21 protein-coding genes are annotated in these 21,475 nt (G+C 53.3%); 6 read left to right on the forward strand and 15 right to left on the reverse strand.

Annotated elements, in window-relative coordinates; genetic code table 11:
• The first annotated feature begins 76 nt into the window (after positions 1-76).
• Positions 77-2,218 (forward strand): phosphate acetyltransferase, encoded by a 2,142-nt coding sequence (gene pta, locus HYQ67_RS07990; RefSeq protein ID WP_202303114.1) that lies wholly within the window; start codon positions 77-79, stop codon positions 2,216-2,218.
• A 102-nt stretch (positions 2,219-2,320) separates the two neighbouring features.
• Here the strand turns inward: pta and HYQ67_RS07995 are convergent, their stop codons facing one another.
• From HYQ67_RS07995 to HYQ67_RS08015, 5 genes are all read right to left on the reverse strand, one after another.
• Positions 2,321-3,253 (reverse strand): transketolase family protein, encoded by a 933-nt coding sequence (locus HYQ67_RS07995; RefSeq protein WP_202303115.1) that lies wholly within the window; start codon positions 3,251-3,253, stop codon positions 2,321-2,323.
• Positions 3,243-4,079 carry a transketolase gene (locus tag HYQ67_RS08000; RefSeq protein ID WP_202303117.1) on the reverse strand — a complete coding sequence of 279 codons (837 nt, stop codon included), beginning with the start codon at positions 4,077-4,079 and terminating at the stop codon, positions 3,243-3,245. The genes HYQ67_RS07995 and HYQ67_RS08000 overlap by 11 nt, the downstream gene beginning before the upstream one ends.
• Positions 4,079-5,458 carry a PTS ascorbate transporter subunit IIC gene (locus HYQ67_RS08005; protein ID WP_202303119.1) on the reverse strand — a complete coding sequence of 460 codons (1,380 nt, stop codon included), beginning with the start codon at positions 5,456-5,458 and terminating at the stop codon, positions 4,079-4,081. The genes HYQ67_RS08000 and HYQ67_RS08005 overlap by 1 nt, the downstream gene beginning before the upstream one ends.
• A 20-nt stretch (positions 5,459-5,478) precedes the next feature.
• On the reverse strand, positions 5,479-5,751 hold the full coding sequence (locus HYQ67_RS08010; protein ID WP_202303121.1) for a PTS sugar transporter subunit IIB: 273 nt from the start codon (positions 5,749-5,751) through the stop codon (positions 5,479-5,481).
• Between the two features lie 82 nt (positions 5,752-5,833).
• Positions 5,834-6,277 (reverse strand): PTS sugar transporter subunit IIA, encoded by a 444-nt coding sequence (locus HYQ67_RS08015; RefSeq protein ID WP_202303123.1) that lies wholly within the window; start codon positions 6,275-6,277, stop codon positions 5,834-5,836.
• A gap of 257 nt (positions 6,278-6,534) precedes the next feature.
• On the opposite strand from HYQ67_RS08015, the gene HYQ67_RS08020 reads away from it, so the two are divergent.
• The gene (locus HYQ67_RS08020; protein WP_202303125.1) at positions 6,535-7,554 is read left to right on the forward strand and encodes a LacI family DNA-binding transcriptional regulator; all 1,020 of its coding nucleotides are present in this window, start codon (positions 6,535-6,537) and stop codon (positions 7,552-7,554) included.
• A 74-nt stretch (positions 7,555-7,628) separates the two neighbouring features.
• Here the strand turns inward: HYQ67_RS08020 and yfcD are convergent, their stop codons facing one another.
• The 3 genes from yfcD to yfcF are packed head-to-tail and all read right to left on the reverse strand — an operon-like array spanning position 7,629 to position 9,487.
• On the reverse strand, positions 7,629-8,174 hold the full coding sequence (yfcD, locus tag HYQ67_RS08025; protein ID WP_202303127.1) for an NUDIX hydrolase YfcD: 546 nt from the start codon (positions 8,172-8,174) through the stop codon (positions 7,629-7,631).
• 58 nt (positions 8,175-8,232) lie between these two features.
• Positions 8,233-8,784 (reverse strand): phosphodiesterase, encoded by a 552-nt coding sequence (gene yfcE, locus HYQ67_RS08030; protein ID WP_202303129.1) that lies wholly within the window; start codon positions 8,782-8,784, stop codon positions 8,233-8,235.
• Positions 8,785-8,842: 58 nt separating this feature from the next.
• Positions 8,843-9,487: a glutathione transferase gene (gene yfcF, locus HYQ67_RS08035; RefSeq protein ID WP_202303131.1), complete on the reverse strand. Its 645-nt coding sequence runs from the start codon at positions 9,485-9,487 to the stop codon at positions 8,843-8,845.
• Positions 9,488-9,638: 151 nt separating this feature from the next.
• On the opposite strand from yfcF, the gene yfcG reads away from it, so the two are divergent.
• From yfcG to HYQ67_RS08050, 3 genes are all read left to right on the forward strand, one after another.
• Positions 9,639-10,268 (forward strand): GSH-dependent disulfide bond oxidoreductase, encoded by a 630-nt coding sequence (yfcG, locus tag HYQ67_RS08040; RefSeq protein WP_202303133.1) that lies wholly within the window; start codon positions 9,639-9,641, stop codon positions 10,266-10,268.
• 70 nt (positions 10,269-10,338) lie between these two features.
• The gene (folX, locus tag HYQ67_RS08045) at positions 10,339-10,707 is read left to right on the forward strand and encodes a dihydroneopterin triphosphate 2'-epimerase (RefSeq protein WP_202303134.1); all 369 of its coding nucleotides are present in this window, start codon (positions 10,339-10,341) and stop codon (positions 10,705-10,707) included.
• A gap of 22 nt (positions 10,708-10,729) precedes the next feature.
• The gene (locus HYQ67_RS08050) at positions 10,730-11,623 is read left to right on the forward strand and encodes a TIGR01777 family oxidoreductase (RefSeq protein WP_202303136.1); all 894 of its coding nucleotides are present in this window, start codon (positions 10,730-10,732) and stop codon (positions 11,621-11,623) included.
• A 99-nt stretch (positions 11,624-11,722) separates the two neighbouring features.
• Here HYQ67_RS08050 and hisP read toward each other — a convergent pair whose 3' ends face one another.
• The 6 genes from hisP to HYQ67_RS08080 form a co-directional block, all read right to left on the reverse strand.
• Positions 11,723-12,496: a histidine ABC transporter ATP-binding protein HisP gene (gene hisP / locus HYQ67_RS08055; protein ID WP_202303138.1), complete on the reverse strand. Its 774-nt coding sequence runs from the start codon at positions 12,494-12,496 to the stop codon at positions 11,723-11,725.
• Positions 12,497-12,506: 10 nt separating this feature from the next.
• Entirely contained in the window at positions 12,507-13,223 is a 717-nt protein-coding gene (locus HYQ67_RS08060; RefSeq protein ID WP_202303140.1) for an ABC transporter permease, read from the reverse strand.
• Positions 13,220-13,906, reverse strand: a complete 687-nt coding sequence (locus HYQ67_RS08065; protein ID WP_202303141.1) for a histidine ABC transporter permease HisQ — start codon at positions 13,904-13,906, stop codon at positions 13,220-13,222. The genes HYQ67_RS08060 and HYQ67_RS08065 overlap by 4 nt, the downstream gene beginning before the upstream one ends.
• A gap of 74 nt (positions 13,907-13,980) precedes the next feature.
• Positions 13,981-14,763 carry a histidine ABC transporter substrate-binding protein HisJ gene (hisJ, locus tag HYQ67_RS08070; RefSeq protein ID WP_202303143.1) on the reverse strand — a complete coding sequence of 261 codons (783 nt, stop codon included), beginning with the start codon at positions 14,761-14,763 and terminating at the stop codon, positions 13,981-13,983.
• Positions 14,764-14,926: 163 nt separating this feature from the next.
• On the reverse strand, positions 14,927-15,703 hold the full coding sequence (gene argT / locus HYQ67_RS08075) for a lysine/arginine/ornithine ABC transporter substrate-binding protein ArgT (RefSeq protein WP_202303145.1): 777 nt from the start codon (positions 15,701-15,703) through the stop codon (positions 14,927-14,929).
• 290 nt (positions 15,704-15,993) lie between these two features.
• Positions 15,994-16,563, reverse strand: a complete 570-nt coding sequence (locus tag HYQ67_RS08080) for a UbiX family flavin prenyltransferase (protein ID WP_202303147.1) — start codon at positions 16,561-16,563, stop codon at positions 15,994-15,996.
• A 305-nt stretch (positions 16,564-16,868) separates the two neighbouring features.
• Between HYQ67_RS08080 and HYQ67_RS08085 the strand changes: the two genes are divergently transcribed.
• A complete protein-coding gene (locus tag HYQ67_RS08085) occupies positions 16,869-19,904 on the forward strand; it encodes a glycosyl hydrolase family 95 catalytic domain-containing protein (protein ID WP_202303150.1) in 3,036 nt (1,011 codons plus the stop codon).
• Between the two features lie 39 nt (positions 19,905-19,943).
• On the opposite strand, the gene purF is transcribed toward HYQ67_RS08085, so the two are convergent.
• Positions 19,944-21,461 carry an amidophosphoribosyltransferase gene (purF, locus tag HYQ67_RS08090; RefSeq protein WP_202303152.1) on the reverse strand — a complete coding sequence of 506 codons (1,518 nt, stop codon included), beginning with the start codon at positions 21,459-21,461 and terminating at the stop codon, positions 19,944-19,946.
• Positions 21,462-21,475 lie beyond the last annotated feature (14 nt).

Genomic DNA, 21,475 nt, shown 5'->3' on the forward strand with positions numbered 1-21,475 from the left:
CCCGCCGCCAGCCTTAGCTGGCGGTGTTGTTTTCTGAGTCTCACAAGCCCCGCTTGTGCAACAAAGAGGTTATCCCGTGTCCCGTACTATTATGTTGATCCCTACCGGAACCAGCGTCGGCCTGACCAGCGTCAGCCTGGGCGTTATCCGTGCTATGGAACAGAAAGGCGTTCGCCTTAGCGTCTTCAAGCCTATTGCCCAGCCGCGTACCGGCGGCGATACGCCAGACCAGACCACCAGCATCGTGCGTGCTAACTCCACCATCCCTGCGGCCGAGCCGCTGCACATGTCCCACGTTGAGTCGCTGCTCTCCAGCAACCAGCAGGACGTGCTGATGGAAGAGATCATCGCCAACTACCACGCCAGCAGCAAAGATGCGGAAGTGGTGCTGGTTGAAGGCCTGGTGCCGACTCGTAAGCACGAGTTCGCCCAGTCCCTGAACTACGAAATCGCCAAAACCCTGAACGCTGAAATCGTCTTCGTGATGTCCCTGGGCAACAACACCCCGGAACAGATGAAAGAGCGTATCGAACTGGCGCGCAGCAGCTTCGGCGGCAGCAAAAACACCAGCATCACCGGCGTTATCATCAATAAGCTGAATGCCCCGGTTGATGAGCAGGGTCGTACCCGTCCGGATCTGTCCGAGATTTTCGATGACTCCACCAAAGCGAGCATTGCGAACATCGATCCGAAAGAGCTCTTTGCCGACAGCCCGCTGCCGGTGCTGGGCTGCGTACCCTGGAGCTTCGAGCTGATTGCCACCCGCGCAATCGATATGGCTCGCCACCTGAACGCAACCGTGATCAACGAAGGTGACATCAAAACCCGCCGCGTGAAGTCCGTGACCTTCTGTGCGCGCAGCATTCCACACATGCTGGAACACTTCCGCCCAGGTTCACTGCTGGTGACCTCCGCAGACCGTCCGGACGTGCTGGTTGCAGCCTGCCTGGCCGCGATGAACGGCGTTGAAATCGGTGCCATCCTGCTGACCGGCGGTTACGAAATGGACCCGCGCATTACCAAGCTGTGCGAACGTGCCTTTGCCACCGGCCTGCCGCTGTTCATGGTTGATACCAATACCTGGCAGACCTCCCTGAGCCTGCAGAGCTTCAACCTGGAAGTGCCGACCGACGACCATCAGCGCATCGAGAAAGTGCAGGAATATGTGGCAAGCCACATCGACAGCAGGTGGATCGAATCCCTGACCGCCACCTCCGAGCGCAGCCGTCGCCTGTCTCCACCGGCGTTCCGCTACCAGCTGACCGAACTGGCCCGTAAAGCCGGCAAGCGCGTTGTGCTGCCAGAAGGCGACGAGCCGCGTACCGTGAAAGCGGCCGCAATCTGTGCTGAACGCGGTATCGCGACCTGTGTGCTGCTGGGTAACCCGGATGAGATCACCCGTGTTGCTGCGGCGCAGGGCGTTGAGCTGGGCGCAGGCATCGAAATCGTTGACCCGGAAGTGGTTCGCGAAAGCTACGTTGCCCGCCTGGTTGAGCTGCGCAAGAACAAAGGCATGAACGAAGCCGTTGCTCGCGAGCAGCTGGAAGACAACGTGGTACTCGGCACGCTGATGCTGGAGCAGGACGAAGTTGACGGCCTGGTTTCCGGTGCGGTTCACACCACCGCGAACACCATCCGCCCACCGCTGCAGCTGATCAAAACTGCACCGGGCAGCTCGCTGGTTTCCTCCGTGTTCTTCATGCTGCTGCCTGAACAGGTATACGTTTACGGCGACTGCGCGATCAACCCGGATCCAACCGCAGAGCAGCTGGCAGAGATCGCGATTCAGTCTGCGGATTCCGCTGCTGCATTCGGCATCGAGCCACGCGTAGCGATGCTCTCCTACTCCACCGGTACCTCTGGTGCAGGTAGCGACGTAGAGAAAGTGCGTGAAGCGACTCGTCTGGCACAGGAAAAACGTCCTGACCTGATGATCGACGGCCCGCTGCAGTACGACGCCGCCGTGATGGCAGACGTTGCGAAATCCAAAGCGCCAAACTCCCCGGTTGCGGGTCGTGCTACCGTGTTCATCTTCCCTGACCTGAACACCGGTAACACCACTTACAAAGCGGTACAGCGCTCAGCTGATCTGATCTCCATCGGGCCAATGCTGCAGGGCATGCGCAAGCCGGTCAACGACCTGTCCCGTGGTGCACTGGTAGACGATATCGTTTACACCATCGCGCTGACGGCGATCCAGTCCTCCCAGCAGGACTAAGTTTCGTTGATGAGTAAAAAGGCCGCGAAAGCGGCCTTTTTTATTGGCGTTGACCAGTCGGCCTGTAGGGTGGATAAGCGCCAGCGTCATCCACCGAAAAAGCTAAAGCAGTTCCCGCGCGGCCTTAACTATATCGTCCGCAGTCAGGCCGTACTCCTTCTGCAAATAGTCCTGGGTTCCCACCTGGCCATAGCGTTCTTTCACCCCTACCCGCCTCATCGGTACCGGACAGGTTTCCACTAAGACCTCCGCCACCGCCGATCCCAGTCCGTTGTGGATGCTGTGGTTTTCACAGGTCACGATGCGCCCGGTTTTCTCCGCATAGTTCTTCACCAGCATGCGGTCGATGGGCTTGAGGGTAAACATATCGATCACCGCCGCCTTCACGCCCTGCACCGCCAGCATGTCCGCCGCCTTCAGCGCTTCGGCGACCATAATGCCGTTGGCGATAAGCGTAACGTCCTCGCCGTCGCGCAGCACGTTGCCCTTGCCGATGGTGAAGGTCGCCCCTTCTTCGTAGATCTTCACCGCCTGCTTGCGGATGGTGCGCACCCAGTAAAAACCCTCCAGCGTTATCAGCTGACTGAGGATATCTTTGAACATCGTCGCATCCGTCACCTCCAGCACGACCGAGTTCGCCAGCCCGCGCACGATGCCCATATCCTCAAACGACATATGCGTGCCGCCGTTATGGCAGGCCGTTACCCCCGCGTCGGAAGCAATCACCTTCACGTTGTTGCGCTGGTAGTCCAAAGACATAAACAGCTGATCGAAGCAGCGGCGGCTGGCGAATGCGGTAAAGGTGTGGACGAACGGTTTGCGCCCGGTAAGCGACAGCCCCGCCGCCACGCCAATCACGTTGGCCTCCATAATGCCGCAGTTAATCACCTGCTGAGGGTAGTCCCGCTGCACGCTGTCCATCGCCATCGAACTCATCAGATCCGCTTCCAGCGCGATAATCTCGCTGCCTGCCGCAATCTGCTGCTGCACAAACCCGGCGTAGACCTTACGCATCTCAATGCTGTCATTTGTCATCTGCTGCCTCCAGCTCTGCCATTGCCTGCTCAAGCGCCTGTTTTGAGGAATCGGTCAGTCGAATATGATGTGAATTGCTGAGCTGCTCCAGATAAGGCACGCCCTGCCCCTTGATGCTGTCGAGAATCACCACCAGCGGACGCTCGTCTTTGCCCCGTACTGGCTTCACGGCTGCCAGCAGGCCGCTGATATCATCGCCTTTCACGGTCTGCACGTCGAAGCCAAACGAGGTGAATTTCCCCGGCAGGTCAAAGGCGCAGATAATTTCATCCAGCTCGCCGTCCAGCTGCTGTTTGTTCCAGTCGATAAACACCGTCAGGTTGTTCAGCTTATGGTGGGCGATAAACTGAAACGCCTCCCAGCACTGCCCCTCGTTAAGCTCGCCGTCACCGACGATGCAAAAAACTCGATTGCTGCGCCCGGCAAGTTTGTGGGACAGCGCCATCCCCGCCGCAATGGAAATCCCCTGCCCGAGCGAACCGGTGGTCGCATCCACGCCGCGCGTTTTCAGGCGATCGGGATGGCTGGGTAATTTGGTGCCGTTCTCGTTGAGCGTGGAAAGCTGCTCAACGGGGAAGTAGCCTTTCAGCGCCAGCGTGCTGTACAGCGCCGGGCCCGCGTGGCCTTTCGACAGTACAAAATAGTCGCGCTCCACCCAGTCCGGGTCGCCCGGATCGATACGCATCACGTCGCCATACAGCACCGCCAGCGTCTCTACCACCGACATGCTGCCGCCGTAGTGCCCGAAACCGAGCTGCGTTAACGCCTTCAGCGTTTCCAGACGGATGTGGCGCGCAAGGGTCGTTACCTCTGCCAGATTACTCATCATTTCACCTCTGCATTATTTTCAGACGGCACTTTCTTTTTGCCCAGATAGTTGAAGCCCACCAGCACCGCGAACAGCGCGACCACCAGAGCGGTGATGCCAACCGGCGACACGAAGCGCGCCAGATTGCCCAACACGATGCCAACCACGCCGAAGTCCGCGTCCGAGAAGGTGGTATTAGCGAAGCCGATCGCCCCCAGTACCGGCAGCAGCAGGACGGGCAGGAAGGTGATCAGCAGGCCGTTGGCAAATGAGCCGAGCATTGCGCCACGGCGGCCGCCGGTTGCGTTACCGAACACGCCCGCCGTCGCCCCGGTGAAGAAGTGCGGCACCACGCCCGGCAAAATCAGCACCAGCTTCATCTGCCCGAGCAGGAACAGCCCCACCAGCCCGCCGAGGAAGCTGAACAGGAAGCCAATCAGCACCGCGTTTGGCGCGTAGGGATAGACTACCGGGCAGTCGAGCGCTGGCCGGGCGTTTGGCACCAGTTTTTCAGAGAAGCCGGTAAACGCCGGGACAATCTCCGCCAGAATCAGCCGCACGCCCTGCAGGATGATGAAGACACCCGCGGCGAAGGTAATCGCCTGAATAATCGAATAAACCAGGAAGTTTTGTCCGCCGCTGAGCTGGCTTTCGACATAGTCTTTGCCCGCGCAGACGGCGAGGATCATGTAGATGACGATCATGGTCAGCGAGATTGAGATGGAGCTGTCCCGCAGGAAGCTCAGGTTTTTCGGCAGGTTCATCTCTTCCGTTGAGCGCGAGCCTTTACCGCATTTGCTGCCGATCCAGCCGGAGAGCACATAGCCCAGCGTCCCGAAGTGCCCAAACCCGATGTCATCCGTGCCGGTAATGCGGCGCATATAGCGCTGGGCAATCGCCGGGAAGAACGCCATGATCAGCCCAAGAATCAGCGAGCCGGTGAAAACCAGCCCCACCCCTGTAAAGCCAGCGACGGTCAGGATCACGCTGATCATGCAGGCCATATAAAACGTGTGGTGGCCGGTCAGGAAGATGTACTTCAGCCTGGTGAAGCGGGCGACGATGATGTTCGCCACCATGCCGAACGCCATAATCAGCGCGGTGGACGCGCCGTATTTCTCCAGCGCAATTGAAACGATGGCCTCGTTATTAGGAATAATACCTTGAATATTAAAAGCGTGCTCAAACATGCCGCCCAGAGGATTCAGCGAGCTAACTAAAACCGTTGCTCCGCCGCCAAGAACAATAAAACCTAATACCGTTTTAATTGAGCCTTTCACGACATCAGAAAAAGATTTCTTTTGCGCCACCAGACCAATCAAAGCAATTAACCCTACCAGTATGGCGGGCACTTTGAGAATATCAACAATAAAATTAAGCGTTTCCAGGATAAACATATCCACCTCGCCTGTGAGGATTAACGGTTGGCAAAATAAGCGCTGAGCTTATTTTCCAGTTCGTTGATATCAATAATGCTGGTGAGGACTACCAGCTTGTCGTCCGGCACGCTGGCACTTTCAGCGATGTCTTTTGCCATCACGAACAGGTCGGCGGCCCCCGGCGTGGCCGAAGATAAATCAGAGTGCTCAACCTCTGCCTCGATATTCAGCTTTTTGAGGACTTTTTTAATATTCATCTCGACCATAAAGCTGCTACCGAGACCTGAACCGCAGATAGCCATTATTTTCATCTTTGTGTCCTTTTATTTTTGGGCAGCCAATAGCCGCACCGCATTTCAAATGCAATGTAAGAAATCAGGGTGGAAAAATAATTCAGTAACGTTTAATTATTTTTTTAATGTCCTCCACGTTTGTTGCCTCATGTAATAAAACCATATCTTCATCACTGGAAAATAATTCTGCCAACGCAGAAATTGTCTCTATATGGCTGTGCTTATCCGGGGCGGCGAGCATAACAATGACATCAACAGGATCGTTATCCGCAGAGTCAAAACTGACGCCTTTTTCCAGTTTCAGCAAAGATAGCCCTAATCCCTGCGCCCCTTCCTCCGGTCGGGCATGCGGCATGGCCAGACCGGGAGCCAGAACATAATACGGTCCCAGCGTGCTGTGCTGCTGCATGATGGCGGTGAGATAGTCAGGTGTAATAACGCCCGCAGCTAATAACGGTTGAGCACAGGCCTCCAGCGCCTGTCTCCAGTTCTCCATCTTCGGCAGCACCCTGATCGTGTCGTCGTGTAACCAGCGATTGAGCACGTTGTCCCCCTTTTGGTGTAAAAACGAACCAGCAAGATGGGCAAACTTTATGCAACGCTTCGCTTTCTGACAGTGATGATTATCACAAAGATAGCGCTACCAAAAACTATCGTGCAAATTTGTGATAGCGCTATCAGATCGTCATCATTACCGGAAATCATACGAACCAGACAGATTAACGGCGTATACTTAACCGCGATTTCCCCTGTAGATTCAGGGGGGAAGATGTCACAACAACGATAAGAACAGGCATAACCATGTCCATGACCCGAAAGCGACGAAGTACAGGGAAGGTCACGCTTGCCGATGTGGCCCAGCTGGCCGGAGTCGGCACGATGACCGTCTCACGAGCGCTGCGCACCCCGGATCAGGTTTCCGATAAGCTGCGCGAAAAAATTGAAGCTGCCGTTAGTGAATTAGGCTATATGCCGAATCTTGCCGCCAGCGCTCTGGCCTCGGCATCGTCCTATACCATTGCCATGGTTGTCCCAAGCCTTGGTGAGTCTGGCTGTACCGAGATGTTTGCCGGTCTCCAGCAGGTGCTGCAACCGGCGGGTTATCAGATTGTGCTGGCGGAATCCCAGCACCGGCTGGAGCAAGAAGAAAAGCTGCTGGAAACATTGCTGACCTCCAACCTTGCGGCGGCAATTCTGCTGAGCGTGGATCACAGCGATACCGTGCGTAACTGGCTGAACCACGCCAGCATCCCGGTGCTGGAAATTGGCGCGACGCGTGAAGATCCTATCGACATGAACATCGGCATCGATAACGTCGCGGCGATGTGTGAACTGACGGAGATGCTCATCAAGCGCGGCTACCAGAATATTGGGCTACTGTGCGCCAACCAGGAGCAGTGGATTTTCCAGCAGCACCTTCAGGGCTGGTATAAGGCGATGCTGCGCCACCATATGTCGCCCAATCGGGTGATCAACGCCGCCGCCCCGCCCGTCTTCTCAACCGGAACGGCGCAGCTGCCCGAATTTTTACTGGCCTGGCCGGAGCTGGATGCGCTGGTCTGCGTATCGGACGAACTCGCCTGCGGCGCGCTGTACGAATGTCAGCGCAGGCGCATCAAGGTGCCGGATGATTTAGCGATTGTTGGTTTTGGGGACAGCGACGTCAGCCGCGTCTGCCAGCCTGCGCTGACAACGATTGCGGTGCCGCATCGTAAGATTGGCATTGAAGCAGGTCGTGCATTACTGGCAAGAATTAACGATGAACCGTGGGATGCGAACCCGACCATTGCTTCAGCGCTGTGCATGCGGGATAGCTGCTAGAGGTGGATGACACTTCGTTTATCCCCCCTACGTGAGGTAGCTGTAGGGAGGATAAGCCTGCGTCATCAGGAAGATTATTCGGTGATTGTAGTCGACTTCGATTCGTTCTTGGCGTTACGCGTCATCCACAGCGACAGCGCTTTTAACGAATCCGGGGTAAAGTCATCGCAGCGGGCGGTTATCTCTTCCGGCGACATCCAGCTCACTTCGCTGACTTCATCTTCCTGGAGTGCGAATGGGCCGTGGGAGACGCAGCTGAACAGCCCTCCCCATACGCGACAGTGGGAGTCTTCAAAATAGAACTGGCCGTGTTCTGCAAAAGGAACGCCCGCGATGCCCAGCTCTTCTTCGGCTTCACGACGTGCGGAATCAAGCAGTTGTTCATCCGATTGCACAACGCCACCGGCTGTCGCATCAAGCATGCCCGGCAGGTAATCTTTGTTCTCGGTGCGACGCTGCACCAGGATCTTACCCATGCCGTCGTGAACAACAATGTAGGTAGCCCGATGACGCAGGCCCTGCGCGCGCATTTGCTCACGGCTGGCTTGTGCTATCACTTCATTGTCTTCGTTGACAATGTCAACCCATTCCGTGCCACCAAACTCACTCTGTTCCACCATCGGAAACCTTCTCTATTGGGCGCTCTTACGGCGCGTTTAAGATCTTACCAGCGGTAAGTTACGGGGTAATCTCTACCTGTGCAATAACCCTGTTGTTATTCAGTACGTGAACGGTCAGAACACCATCGTTCAGAATACCGTAGCTCGCATCAAAGCCCCCTTTCGGGATGCTCACTGAACCTGGGTTGAAAAAATAAAGCCCGTCGCGTTTTTGCGCCACGGGAAGATGAGTATGACCGAAAACCAGCACATCATGTGGTGCTAAAGGTGGCAAATTTTCGGGATTGAAAAGATGCCCGTGGGTGACAAAAAGCCGTTGCTGCTCCAGCAGAATCTGCATATAGGGCGCGGTAATCGGAAATTTCAGCAGCATCTGGTCAACTTCACTGTCGCAATTCCCGCGAACCGCGATGATGTTATCCGCAACGCTATTAAGTAAATCTGCAACTGCAGCAGGATTGTACCCTTCCGGCAGCGCGTTACGCGGGCCGTGGTTGAGCAAATCGCCCACCAGCACAAGCCACTGTGCGCCGCTTCCCGCAAATGTTTCCAGCACCTTTTCAGTGGCCGGTAATGAACCGTGAAGATCTGAGGCAAACATCAGCTTCATAAACCCACACCTCTTTTAATGGTAAGTGGCTCAATGATAGCGAACAAAGCCTTCGGGATCAGCCCGAACGTTTTGCCGAACGGGCAATGAAGCGCTGCACCGAGGCTCGTTGCCACTGAAAGGCCGCATACTCCTGCAAGCGTTCTGGCACCGCATCGCCGTTAAGCACCAGACGATTAAGCATCAGCGCAACATCAGTATCGGCAATCGACCACTCGCCAAACAGATTCTGCTGGCCAACCGGCAAAAAGGACTCTACCGTGGCAAAAAGCTTCTCCGCGGCCTTTTCCCCCGCCGCGGTCAGCGCTGGTTTTTTCACGCCGCCAAACACCACATCCGTCGAACGCTCTTCGCGGATCGGCATTAAATCGCTGCGTATCCAGGCCTGAATCTGGCGGGCCCGGGCGCGCTTCTCAATTTCAACGGGATAAATGCGCTCCCAGGTTGGCGGCGCAAAGCGCTCTTCCAGATACTCGGTAATGGCGGAGGATTCGCTCAGTATAAAATCGTCTACCGCAAGCAGCGGCACGCGACGCGTGAAGTCATAGCCTTTCCAGCCAGGCTGTAGCTGCTGTCCGGCGGCGAGATCGACGGTTTCAGTCGTAAAATTCAGGCCCTTCTCTTTTAGGGCGACATAGACGGACAGCACATAGGGGCTGAAAAAGTTAGCATCTGACCAAAGGGTAATTACAGGCTGGCTCATGGTGATCCTCGTCATTCATCGCATCCGAGTTCTGAACATATAGCGAAAACGGAGGCCTGTCACCTGAGCAAACCTCAACATTGAGCGCCCGTCTCACGTCACAGGACCTATACTGCAAAAGTTTCCCGAAAACACTTATCAGAGGCTGTTTATGATCGATCTCTTTTATGCGCCAACGCCCAACGGGCACAAAATCACGCTGTTTCTGGAAGAGGCAGGGCTTGAGTACAACATTCACCGCATTGATATTGGCAAAGGGGACCAGTTCAGACCAGACTTCCTCGCTATTTCGCCAAACAACAAAATTCCCGCAATCGTCGACCATCTGCCCGCTGACGGCAGCGGCCCGCTAAGCGTTTTTGAATCCGGTGAGATCCTGCTTTATCTGGCAGAGAAGACAAATTTACTGCTCAGTAAAGATTTGCGCGAACGCACCCACACCCTGCAATGGCTATTCTGGCAGGTTGGCGGATTTGGCCCGATGCTCGGGCAGAATCATCACTTTAACCACTTTGCGCCGCAGTCGGTGCCTTACGCAATCGAACGCTACCAGGTGGAAACACAGCGCCTGTACGGCGTGCTGAACAAGCAGCTGGAGAAAACGCCGTGGCTTGGCGGACAGGAATACAGCATTGCGGATATCGCCACCTACCCGTGGGTGGTCTCTTTTGAACGCCAGCGCATTAACCTTGCGACCTACCCTGCGGTAAAAAACTGGTTTGAAAGAATTCGCTCCCGACCGGCGACAGAACGCGCTTACAAACAGGCTGAAAACGGCTGATCCGACGTGTCAAAATCTTCCCGCCGTGGTGTAATCTGTGGCGGGAAGCAACACACGGAGAAAACCTGCAATGTCATCCCCTCAGCCAGACGCCATTATTCGTATTAAAAACCTACGCCTGCGCACCTTCATTGGCATCAAGGAAGAAGAGATCGCCAACCGTCAGGATATCGTCGTCAACGTCGCCATTCACTACCCGGCGGATAAAGCGCGCGCCAGCGAAGATATCAACGACGCCCTGAACTACCGCACTATTACCAAGCAAATCATCCAGCTGGTCGAGAACAACCGTTTCTCGCTGCTGGAAAAATTAACTCAGGATGTGCTCGATATCGCATGTGACCATCCGTGGGTGTCTTATGCTGAAGTAGAGATCGATAAACTTCACGCGCTGCGCTACGCCGACTCGGTCTCCATGACCATGAGCTGGCGGCGATAAGCGTAGCCTTCAGGAGACGCGCATGCAGATACTCATTACCGGTGGCACCGGGCTGATTGGCAGCCACCTGGTTCCTCGCCTGCTGGAAACCGGCCACGAAGTCACGCTGGTGACACGCGACCCGGACAAAGCCCGCGGCCACTTCGATCGGCGCGTGGTGCTGTGGAAAGGACTGAACGAGCATGAAAACCTTGATGGATTCGATGCGGTGATAAACCTTGCGGGCGAGCCAATCGCCGACAAGCGCTGGACAGAAAGCCAGAAACAGCGCCTGTGTCAGAGCCGCTGGCAAATCACCGAGCGCCTGGTGGAGATGTTCAAAGCGAGCAGCACGCCGCCGTCTGTCCTGATATCCGGTTCTGCTGCGGGCTACTACGGGGATTTGGGCGAGGTTGTCGTCACCGAAGACGAACCACCGCACAACGAATTTACCCACAAGCTCTGCGCCCGCTGGGAGCAAATCGCCTGTGGCGCGCAAAGCGATAATACTCGCGTTTGCCTGCTGCGCACCGGCGTCGTTCTGGCCCCGAAAGGCGGCATCCTGGCGAAGCTGCTACCGATCTTCCGTTTAGGTCTGGGTGGTCCGATAGGTTCAGGCCGTCAGTATCTCGCGTGGATCCATATCGACGATATGATCAACGGCATCCTCTGGCTGCTGAACAACGACCTGCGCGGCCCGTTCAACATGGTCTCGCCCTACCCCGTACGCAACGAACAGTTCTCCCACGCGCTCGGCCACGCTCTGAGCCGCCCGGCGTTTATGCGAGCGCCAGCCACAGCAGTGAAGCTGATGATGGGCGAATCGTCGGTATTAGTGCTAGGTGGGCAGCGAGCGCTGCCGAAACGGCTGGAAGAATCCGGCTTCGGCTTCCGCTATTTTGACCTGGAAGAAGCGCTGGCGGATGTGGTTCGCTAGTCGGTAAACGGTGGATGGCGCATGCGCTTATCCACCCTACAAATTCATCCTTCGTAGGTCGGGTAAGCGCAAGCGCCTCCCGACAAAGCCCTCTGACAATTACTTCAGCGATCCAGAAAGAAACTGCTGCAAACGAGCGCTCTTAGGGTTGCCGAACAGCTCGTCCGGTGCGCCCTCTTCTTCAATGCGGCCCTGATGCAGGAAGATGACGTGGCTTGAAACGTGACGGGCGAAGTCCATCTCGTGCGTGACCACCACCATCGTTTTCCCCTCTTCGGCAAGCTGCTGCATGATACGCAGCACTTCACCCACCAGTTCCGGATCCAGCGCGGACGTTGGCTCATCGAACAGTAAAACCTCCGGCTCCATAGCCAGCGCGCGGGCAATAGAGACGCGCTGCTGCTGACCGCCGGACAGATGCACCGGGTATTTTGCCTGCTGGCGCTCGTCAATGCCCACCTTGGCGAGATATTTCAGAGCACGCTCTTTCGATTCCTGTTTACTTAAGCCCAGCACCTGAATCGGCGCTTCCATAACGTTTTCCAGCACCGTCATGTGGCTCCACAAGTTGAAGTGCTGAAACACCATCGTCAGGCGGGTACGCAGCAGGCGCAGCTGGTTTTTATCCGCCACCTTCAGCTGCCCGTCTTTGTCGCGCACCAGGTTGATGTTCTGGTTGCTGACCACAATCGTGCCTTCGCTCGGTTTTTCGAGGAAGTTAATGCAGCGCAAAAACGTACTTTTCCCGGAACCGGACGACCCGATGATGCTGATCACATCCCCGGCGTTAGCCCGCAAAGAAACCCCTTTCAGCACTTCATGTTCGCCGTAGCGTTTGTGTAAATCAGTAACGTTTAATTTATTATCAGCCATGGGAAATCACTCAATGCGTAGAGCTGGGTTTAACATGCTGCATAAAACGCTGCTCGGCTTTGCGGAACAGGCTAATCAACACGTAAGAGATAATCAGATACAGCACCGCCGCGATGCCAAAGGCCGTAAACGGCTGGTAGGTGGCGGAGTTAATATCTCGGGCAATTTTCAGCAGATCCGGCACGGTGGCGGTGAAGGCCAGCGCGGTAGAGTGCAGCATTAAAATCACCTCGTTGCTGTACGCCGGCAGCGCAATACGCAGGGCGGACGGCAGAATAATACAGCGATACATTTTTACCTGCGAGAAGCCGTAGGCCCGCGCGGCTTCGATTTCACCGTGCGGCACAGAGCGAATCGCCCCGGCGAAAATCTCGGTGGTATAGGCGCAGGTGTTCAACGTCAGCGCCAGCACGGTACAGTTCAGCCCGCTGCGGAAGAACTCGTTCAGCAGCACGGTCCCCTTAACCACTTCCAGCGTATACATCCCGGAATAGAACACCAGCAGCTGCACATACAGCGGCGTGCCGCGGAAAATATAGGTGAACAGCCAGATGGGGAAAGCGATGAACTTATTGCTGGAGACGCGCCCGATGGCCAAAAACAGCGCCAGAATCCCGCCCATGATAACCGAAGAAATCAGCAGCCACAGGGTGATCGCCACGCCGGTAAAGCGGTAGCCGTCGGTCCACAGCAGGGATTTCCAGTATTCCTGTAGGATATCAATCATAGCTCAGCCCTCTTCACGCCAACCGAATAGCGACGCTCAAGCCAGAGCAGCACACCGTTGGAGAGGGTAGTGAAGACCAGATAGATAATCCCGGCGACAATGGCGAAATAGAACGGCTGCCAGGTGCTTTTACCGGCAAGCTGCGTGGCTTTCACCACATCTTCCAGACCTAGCAGGGAAACCAGCGCGGTTGCTTTCAGGATAACCTGCCAGTTATTGCCGATACCGGGCAGCGCGTAGCGCATCATGGCCGGGAACAAAATGCGACGAAAGGTTTGCGAACGGGTAAAACCAAAGGCGGTTGCGGCTTCGATATGCCCTCCTGGCACAGCGAGGAAGGCACCGCGGAAGGTTTCGGTAAAATAGGCCCCGTAGATAAAGCCGAGGGTGATAATACCGGCCACCATCGGGTCGATATCAAACTGCCCCACGCCCAGCGCATCCGTTATGCTGTTTAACAGCATTTGCAGACCGTAAAAAATCAGCAGCATCAGAACCAGATCCGGTACGCCACGAATCAGCGTGGTATACCCTTCAAACAGCAGCGCTAACGGTCGGCTTTTGGAGAGCTTAGCGCCTGCTCCGGCCAGCCCAATCACGACAGAAAGGACAACCGAGCTTAACGCCAGCTCCAGGGTAACCAACGCCCCTTTGAAAATCACTTCAGAAAAGCCATACAGCATGGTGCGTATCCTGTCGTCAGTGTCTGCACAAACCGGGCCAGCCGTTACGGGACAGGCCCAACCACCGGTGACTGTTAACCACCATAAACATCAAAATCGAAGTACTTCTTCGCCAGCTTGTCGTAGGAACCATCTTTACGCATTTCAGCAAACGCTTTGTTCAGCGCCTGGCGCAGCTCGGTATCTTCTTTACGCAGGCCCATGCCGGTCCCGACGCCAAACAGCTTGTTATCTTTAATGGACGGGCCACCAAACTGATAATCTTTGCCGACTGGTTGTTTCAGGAAGCCTTCGCTGGCCGCTACTTCGTCCTGGAAGGCCGCATCGATACGTCCCGCCGTCAGGTCAGCGTAAATAGAGTCCTGGCCCTGGTAGGAAACAATCTCGATGCCTTTTGGCGCCCAGTGCTCGTTACCGTAGGTTTCCTGAGTGGTGCCCTGCAGGACGCCCACGCGTTTACCCTTCAGGGAAGCGAGCGTTGGCTGAATAGGTGAACCTTTAGCCACGACGAGGCGGGAGTTTGCCGCATACAACTTGTCGGTAAAGGCGATTTCCTGCTGGCGTTTTTCTGTAATGGAAAGCGACGACATAATCACGTCGATTTTTTTCGCTTTCAAAGAAGGGATCAGTGCATCTAATGGGTTCTCAACGAACGTACATTTGGTTTCGATGCGTTTGCAGAGTTCTTTGGCCAGATCGATATCAAAGCCCACTAATTCACCCTGAGCGTTCTTGGATTCGAACGGGGCATAGGTGGGATCGGTACCGATACGCACATTTTTCGGAATGGCGGCGAATGCTGTGGAAACACTGGAGAATGCCAGCACCAGTGAAAGGGACAACACCAACTTTTTCATAATTATCCTCATAGACTGTCTTTTAGCGCTAATGCCGGTTCATGGCTAATTAAGAAGGATAAAAGTGCACCAAAAAAGGGCAGCCAGCCTGGCCGCCATCTGCATTTTTATCCAGCCCGGTTAAGAATATATTCAAAACCGGGCCACAGACTACGGGAAAACCTTAATCACCGTAAACATTAAAATCGAAGTACTTTTTGGCAAACTTGTCATAAGTCCCGTCTTTACGCATCTCTGCCAGGGCTTTGTCGAACGCCGCTTTCAGCTCAGTATCGCTTTTACGCATGCCGATCCCGGTACCATCACCAAAGTACTGTTTGTTCTTCACGGACGGACCAGCGAAGGCAAATGCTTTTCCGGCAGGCTGTTTGAGGAAGCCTTCGCTCGCGGCGACTTCATCCTGGAACGCTGCATCCAGACGGCCCGCAGCCAGATCAGAGTAAATCAGATCCTGGTTAGCATAGGCGACAACATCGATGCCTTTCGGACGCCATTCAGCATTAGCAAACGCTTCCTGTGTGGAGCCTTGCAGAACGCCTACGTGCTTGCCTTTCAGTGAGTCCAGAGTTGGTTTAATGGGTGAACCAGTGCTCGCGATCAGGCGGGAGTCAGCCGCATAGAGTTTGTCGGAGAAAGCGATCTCCTGCTGGCGTTTCTCAGTAATAGACAGGGAGGAGATAATGGCGTCGATTTTTTTCGCTTTCAAAGAAGGGATCAGCGAGTCGAAGTCGCTGCCCACCCAGGTACATTTGGTGTTAACGCGTTTGCACAGTTCGTTACCGAGGTCGATATCAAAACCGACAAACTGCCCTTTCGCATCTTTAGAAGAGAAGGGTGCATAGGTGGCGTCCGTACCAATACGAACGTTCTGCGGAATTGCTGCGTAAACGGTGCTGGTCAGACCGAGCAGCAAAGACAGAGCGAGAACCTGCTTCTTCATACATAACCCTCAAGTTGACTCTTATTATGGTGTCGTGTTGTGTGGTGTGGTGTAGCAGACGAGGAGTTGCACTTCTTGTGCCACTTCTTTGTGCGTGAAAGAAAGTGCGCAATTTTATGTTAAAAAAACGTTGCAACTCTGTCGTCTGGTTGAAAGATAGCAGCTATGGCGATGGGACAAAACGTTTACGGAGTAAACGGCGGACTAAATTGCAGAAAAGCGATCGGGGTTACAAAATCGCCCCACATTGATGCAGGCGATTTTGTGATGCACCGCGCTGGTGCAGTGAATCAGGCTCCCTGCCAGCGCTGGAAGAGATCCTCGGGCAGCTCGATGTCAAACTGATCGATAACGCGGTTGACCGTCTGATTGATAACGTCATCCAGCGTCTGCGGGCGGTGGTAGAACGCGGGCACCGGCGGCATGATCATCGCGCCCAGTTCAGCGGCCTGGGTCATTAAGCGAAGATGCCCAAGGTGCAGAGGGGTTTCACGGACGCACAGCACCAGCGGACGGCGCTCTTTGAGGACTACGTCGGCGGCGCGCGTCAGCAGACCGTCTGTATAGCTGTGAACGATGCCTGAAAGCGTTTTGATCGAGCAAGGCAGGACAACCATGCCTTGAGTCTTAAAAGAGCCTGAGGAGATGTTTGCGGCGATATCACGCGCATCATGAACGACATCGGCCAGCGCCTGAACGTCGCGCAGGGATAAATCCGTTTCTAAAGTGAGGGTCTGGCGGGCAGCGTTGCTCATGATGAGATGGGTTTCCACCTCAGGTATCTGTTGCAGCACCTGAAGCAGTCGCACTCCGTAGATTGCGCCGCTGGCACCTGAAATTCCAACAATTAACCGTTTCATGCGTTTGCCCATCAAGTTCATTTGGGCTGACTTTGCCGCATGTCTTGCTCGTCGTCAACTTCTACATAAATGATAGAAATGACAGGAATGATATAAATGATATAAATGATATAAATGATATAAATGATATAAATGATATAAATTAATTTATCAGCAAAATATAATATCCATAAACCATTCACCATTAAATATAAATGTCCAAAAAAGCGTTCACAACAAAACGCCCCATCGTGTAGTTTATTCTCTTCCATTCATTTAAATATGCAACATTACTATTTCAACAATTAACTTAACTGAGGTTAACAATGTTTAATTCAAACACATCAGACCCGAAAAACACGTTAATATGGAATAATAAATCAGCTCTGTCATGGGAATCTGAGGCTTACCCCATTGGTAATGGACGTTTGGGTGCCATGCTTTTTTCGGATCCATTTATCGATAGAGTACAATTTAATGAAAATAGCCTATGGTCAGGAAAGAACAATTTTGATAGTCCGACGTATGACACTTCAGGTTCTCAATTCGGATCTTATAAAAACTTTGGAGATATTGAAGTTAACTTCTCTAACAGTCCAGAAGTGAAATATATCAATCCGCATGGTAGCATGTCCAGTAGCGAGGGGGTAGCCCAATCTATTGACAATAACATAAGAACCAAATGGTGTATTGCCAACCCTGCCGACTCAGTTATTTGGCAAGTCAAATTACCTGAAATGAAATGTATTAACTCCTATACATTAACCAGCGCAAATGATTGCCCAGAGCGGGATCCACGTCAATGGGTGTTAAGCGGTTCAAATGATGGAGTAACGTGGACGGAACTGGACCGACAAAATTTATCAGCACCATTTGAATCCCGTTATATGAGTAAAGTTTTTAGTTTTACAAACAATCTTTCCTGGCTCTACTATCGTCTGACATTTATCCCTATATCAGGCGTAACACATTTCCAGATAGGAGAAATATCGCTAAGCGATACGCCGTTGACCAACAAAAGCATAGCCTGGCTTACTTCGCCGAGTGGGCATGCACAAGGCACAACTACGTTTGGGGAGACCATCAATCAAACCTGCGATAACAATGATAAAACCAAATGGTGTGTGGAAACATCAAATACCCCTGTTGTCTGGCAGGTCCATTTGCAAGCAGCCACAGCATTAACAAGCTATGAATTAACCAGTGCCAATGACAGACCCGAACGAGATCCACGCCAATGGGTGTTAAGTGCATCCGTCGACGGTGACAATTGGGAAACCCTGGATACCCAATTATTGAACGCTTCATTTGAACATCGTTATCAAACCAAAACTTTTGCTATCGATAATAAAAAGCAATGGTTTTATTTCCGTTTGACGTTTTCTAATCCTCAAAATGCAACTCACTTCCAGGTCAGCGGAATTAATCTGATAAATGACAATTGGGATCTGGTTTCATCCGCAATTCCCATTTCAGAATATTGCCGCCAGATTGATATGGATAGCGGCATTCACAGCACTTACTTCGGAATTGGTTCGAGCCAGGTCAAGCGAGAAAGTTTTGCCAGCAGCGCTGACGATATTATTATTTTGCGCTATACCGCTAACACAAAAGGTCTGTTTAATGGAAAAATATCTTTAACTTCGGGACAAACAGCAAAAACCAGTACGCCCCAGCCAAACTGGCTACTATTTTCTGGTAGTCTGGAAAATGGATTATTGTACGCTGCTGGCATTTATGCAGCGTGTGAGGGTGGTGAAACTCGCTCCGAAAATAATCAATTGCTTTTTACGGATTGCGATGCAATAACACTCTTTGTCGATGCCAGAACAAACTATCTTGCTGACTATACTAAAGGGTGGCGCAGTCAACATAATCCCCAGGCTATTATGGAAGCTAACATACTTAAAGCCGAGGCCTTGAGTTATGACGCATTAAAGAGTCAGCATATAAAACAATTCTCGTCATTGATGGCGCGAGTTTCAGTTGCCTGGGGTACAAGTGACGAAGCACTCATCGCTTTACCGACCGAAAAAAGATTATCTCTTTACGGGGTAACAAAAGCCGATCCAACACTTGAACAAACCCTCTTCAACTTTGGTCGTTATTTGCTCATCAGTGCCTCCCGCCCAGATGGATTACCAGCAAATTTGCAGGGATTATGGAATAACTCTAATACGCCTGCCTGGGCAAGTGATTATCACAACAATATCAATATACAGATGAACTATTGGCTTGCTGAAGTCACGAATCTCTCCGAGTGTCATCAACCGTTAATTGATTTCGTCGTTAACAATCTCGAGCCCTGTCGCCAGGCGACACAGAAACAGTTTGGCGCCAGCCAACCAGGCTGGACGGCAAGAACATCACAGAATATTTTTGGCGGCAATGCCTGGGACTGGAACATGGTTGCGAGCGCCTGGTATATGCAACATCTGTGGGAGCACTTTGCCTTCACTCAGGATAAAACCTGGTTGGCAGAAACCGCCTATCCCATAATCAAAGAGGTATGCCAATTCTGGGAAAAACGACTAAAACGAAGAGCTGACGGTAAACTTGTCTCACCAAACGGTTGGTCTCCTGAACACGGACCTGTTGAGGATGGGGTTATGTACGATCAGCAAATAATTTGGGATTTATTCCAGAATTACATCGATGCTGAAAATTGCCTGAACCTTGATTCAGCCTACCAAGACACCGTGAGAAGTTTGCAAAGCTCATTAGCTCCAAACCTCATAGGGTCCTGGAGTCAACTCCAGGAATGGCAGGAAGACAGAGACAGTGTTAACGATACGCATCGCCATACATCGCATCTCTTTGCTGTTTATCCTGGACGCCAAATTTCACCTGACACAAATAAAGCCTTTGCAGATGCTGCACTGGTATCCCTAAAAGCTCGCTGTAGTGAAAAGGACGGACAACCTTTCACCGCAGCCACTGTCGTCGGTGATAGCCGTCGTTCATGGACATGGCCATGGCGCACAGCGCTATTCGCAAGATTGAAGGAGGGTGATCGAGCACTGATTATGCTTCAGGGGCTATTATCATATAACCTGCTGAGTAACCTTTTTGCCAACCATCCTCCTTTCCAGATTGACGGCAACTACGGAATAACAGCTGCGGTGAGTGAAATGCTGCTTCAGAGCCATCAAGGCGTCATTGAATTACTCCCAGCCTTACCTGAAAACTGGCGAGCCAAAGGTTACTTTACCGGGCTTAGGGCTCGAGGTGGCTATACAGTAAGCTGCCAATGGGTCAGTGGCAAAGTGACAGAATACTCCATTGTGGCGGATAGCGGTGTCAAAGGAAGCAGTGTGACACTGATGGTCAACGGTGAGAGAAAAATAATAATACCGAACTGATCAGTCTTGTTGAGCCGGGTATCCCCGGCTCAATTAGAATCACCCTTCGTTGTGCATCTCTAAGTTTTCCACTTCGTTCTGACGCAGCAGCGCTTTCGAGTCGTCATTACGTAAGGATTCGAGATACTCAAGGTATTGCTGGTCAACGTCTTTGGTGACGTACACGCCGTTGAAAACGGAGCACTCAAACTGGGTGATGTCCGGATTTTCCACGCGCACCGCTTCAATCAGATCGTTCAGATCCTGGAAGATAAGTCCGTCCGCGCCGATTATCTGGCGGATTTCATCGACTTCACGACCATGGGCAATCAGCTCGTTGGCGCTTGGCATATCGATACCGTAAACGTTCGGGAAACGAATTTCCGGTGCCGCAGAGGCCAGATAGACCTTCTTCGCACCCGCTTCGCGAGCCATCTCGATAATTTGCTCGGAGGTCGTCCCACGCACGATAGAGTCATCCACCAGCAGCACGTTCTTATCGCGGAACTCAGCGCGGTTAGCGTTCAGTTTACGACGCACCGACTTACGACGCAGGTGCTGGCCTGGCATGATAAACGTGCGGCCAACGTAGCGGTTTTTCACGAAGCCCTGGCGATACGGCTTGTCGAGAATACGGGCGATTTCCAGCGCGATATCGCAGGAGGTTTCCGGGATCGGAATCACCACGTCGATATCCAGGTCTTCCCATTCGCGGGCAATTTTTTCACCGAGTTTTTTCCCCATCTCAACGCGAGCGCTGTAGACGGAGATTTTATCGATGAAAGAGTCCGGACGCGCAAAATAAACGTACTCGAACAGGCACGGGTTGCTGGTGGGATTATCCGCACACTGGCGGGTAAACAGCTGGCCCTTTTCGGTGATATACACCGCTTCGCCCGGGGCAATATCACGCAGGAACTCGAAGCCGAGGGTATCAAGCGCCACGCTCTCGGAAGCAACCATATATTCGGTGCGCCCGTCGCCCAGTTCGCGTTTGCCCATCACCAGCGGACGGATGCCGTTTGGATCGCGAAACGCGACCATGCCGTGGCCGATAATCATTGCCACACAGGCGTAGGCGCCGCGGATCTGACGGTTCGTCGCCGCCACGGCAGCAAAAATGTTATCGGCTTCCAGCGGATAATTACGGAAGTTATCCAGCTCGCTGGCAAAGATATTGAGCAGAATTTCAGAATCTGAGGTGGTGTTAATGTGACGGCGTTTCTCTTCGAACAGCTTTTTGCGCAGTTCGTGGGCGTTGGTCAGATTACCGTTGTGCGCCAGAGTAATACCGTACGGGGAGTTAACATAGAACGGCTGTGCTTCGGAGGCGCTGGAGCTGCCAGCGGTCGGATAGCGGACATGGCCAATACCCATGTTGCCCTGCATACGTTGCATGTGGCGGGCTTCAAATACATCACTCACCAGGCCGTTCGCTTTACGCAGACGGAAGCAGTTTAAAGCATCAATGGTGACGATGCCTGCGGCATCCTGGCCACGGTGCTGAAGCACCGTTAACGCGTCATAAATCGACTGGTTGACCGGCATAAAACCGGCGATACCGACAATACCGCACATGTTGTCTTTTCCTC

It is taken from the genome of Dryocola clanedunensis subsp. sulfonylureivorans (genome assembly GCF_016756775.1).
Lineage (GTDB): Bacteria > Pseudomonadota > Gammaproteobacteria > Enterobacterales > Enterobacteriaceae > Dryocola > Dryocola clanedunensis.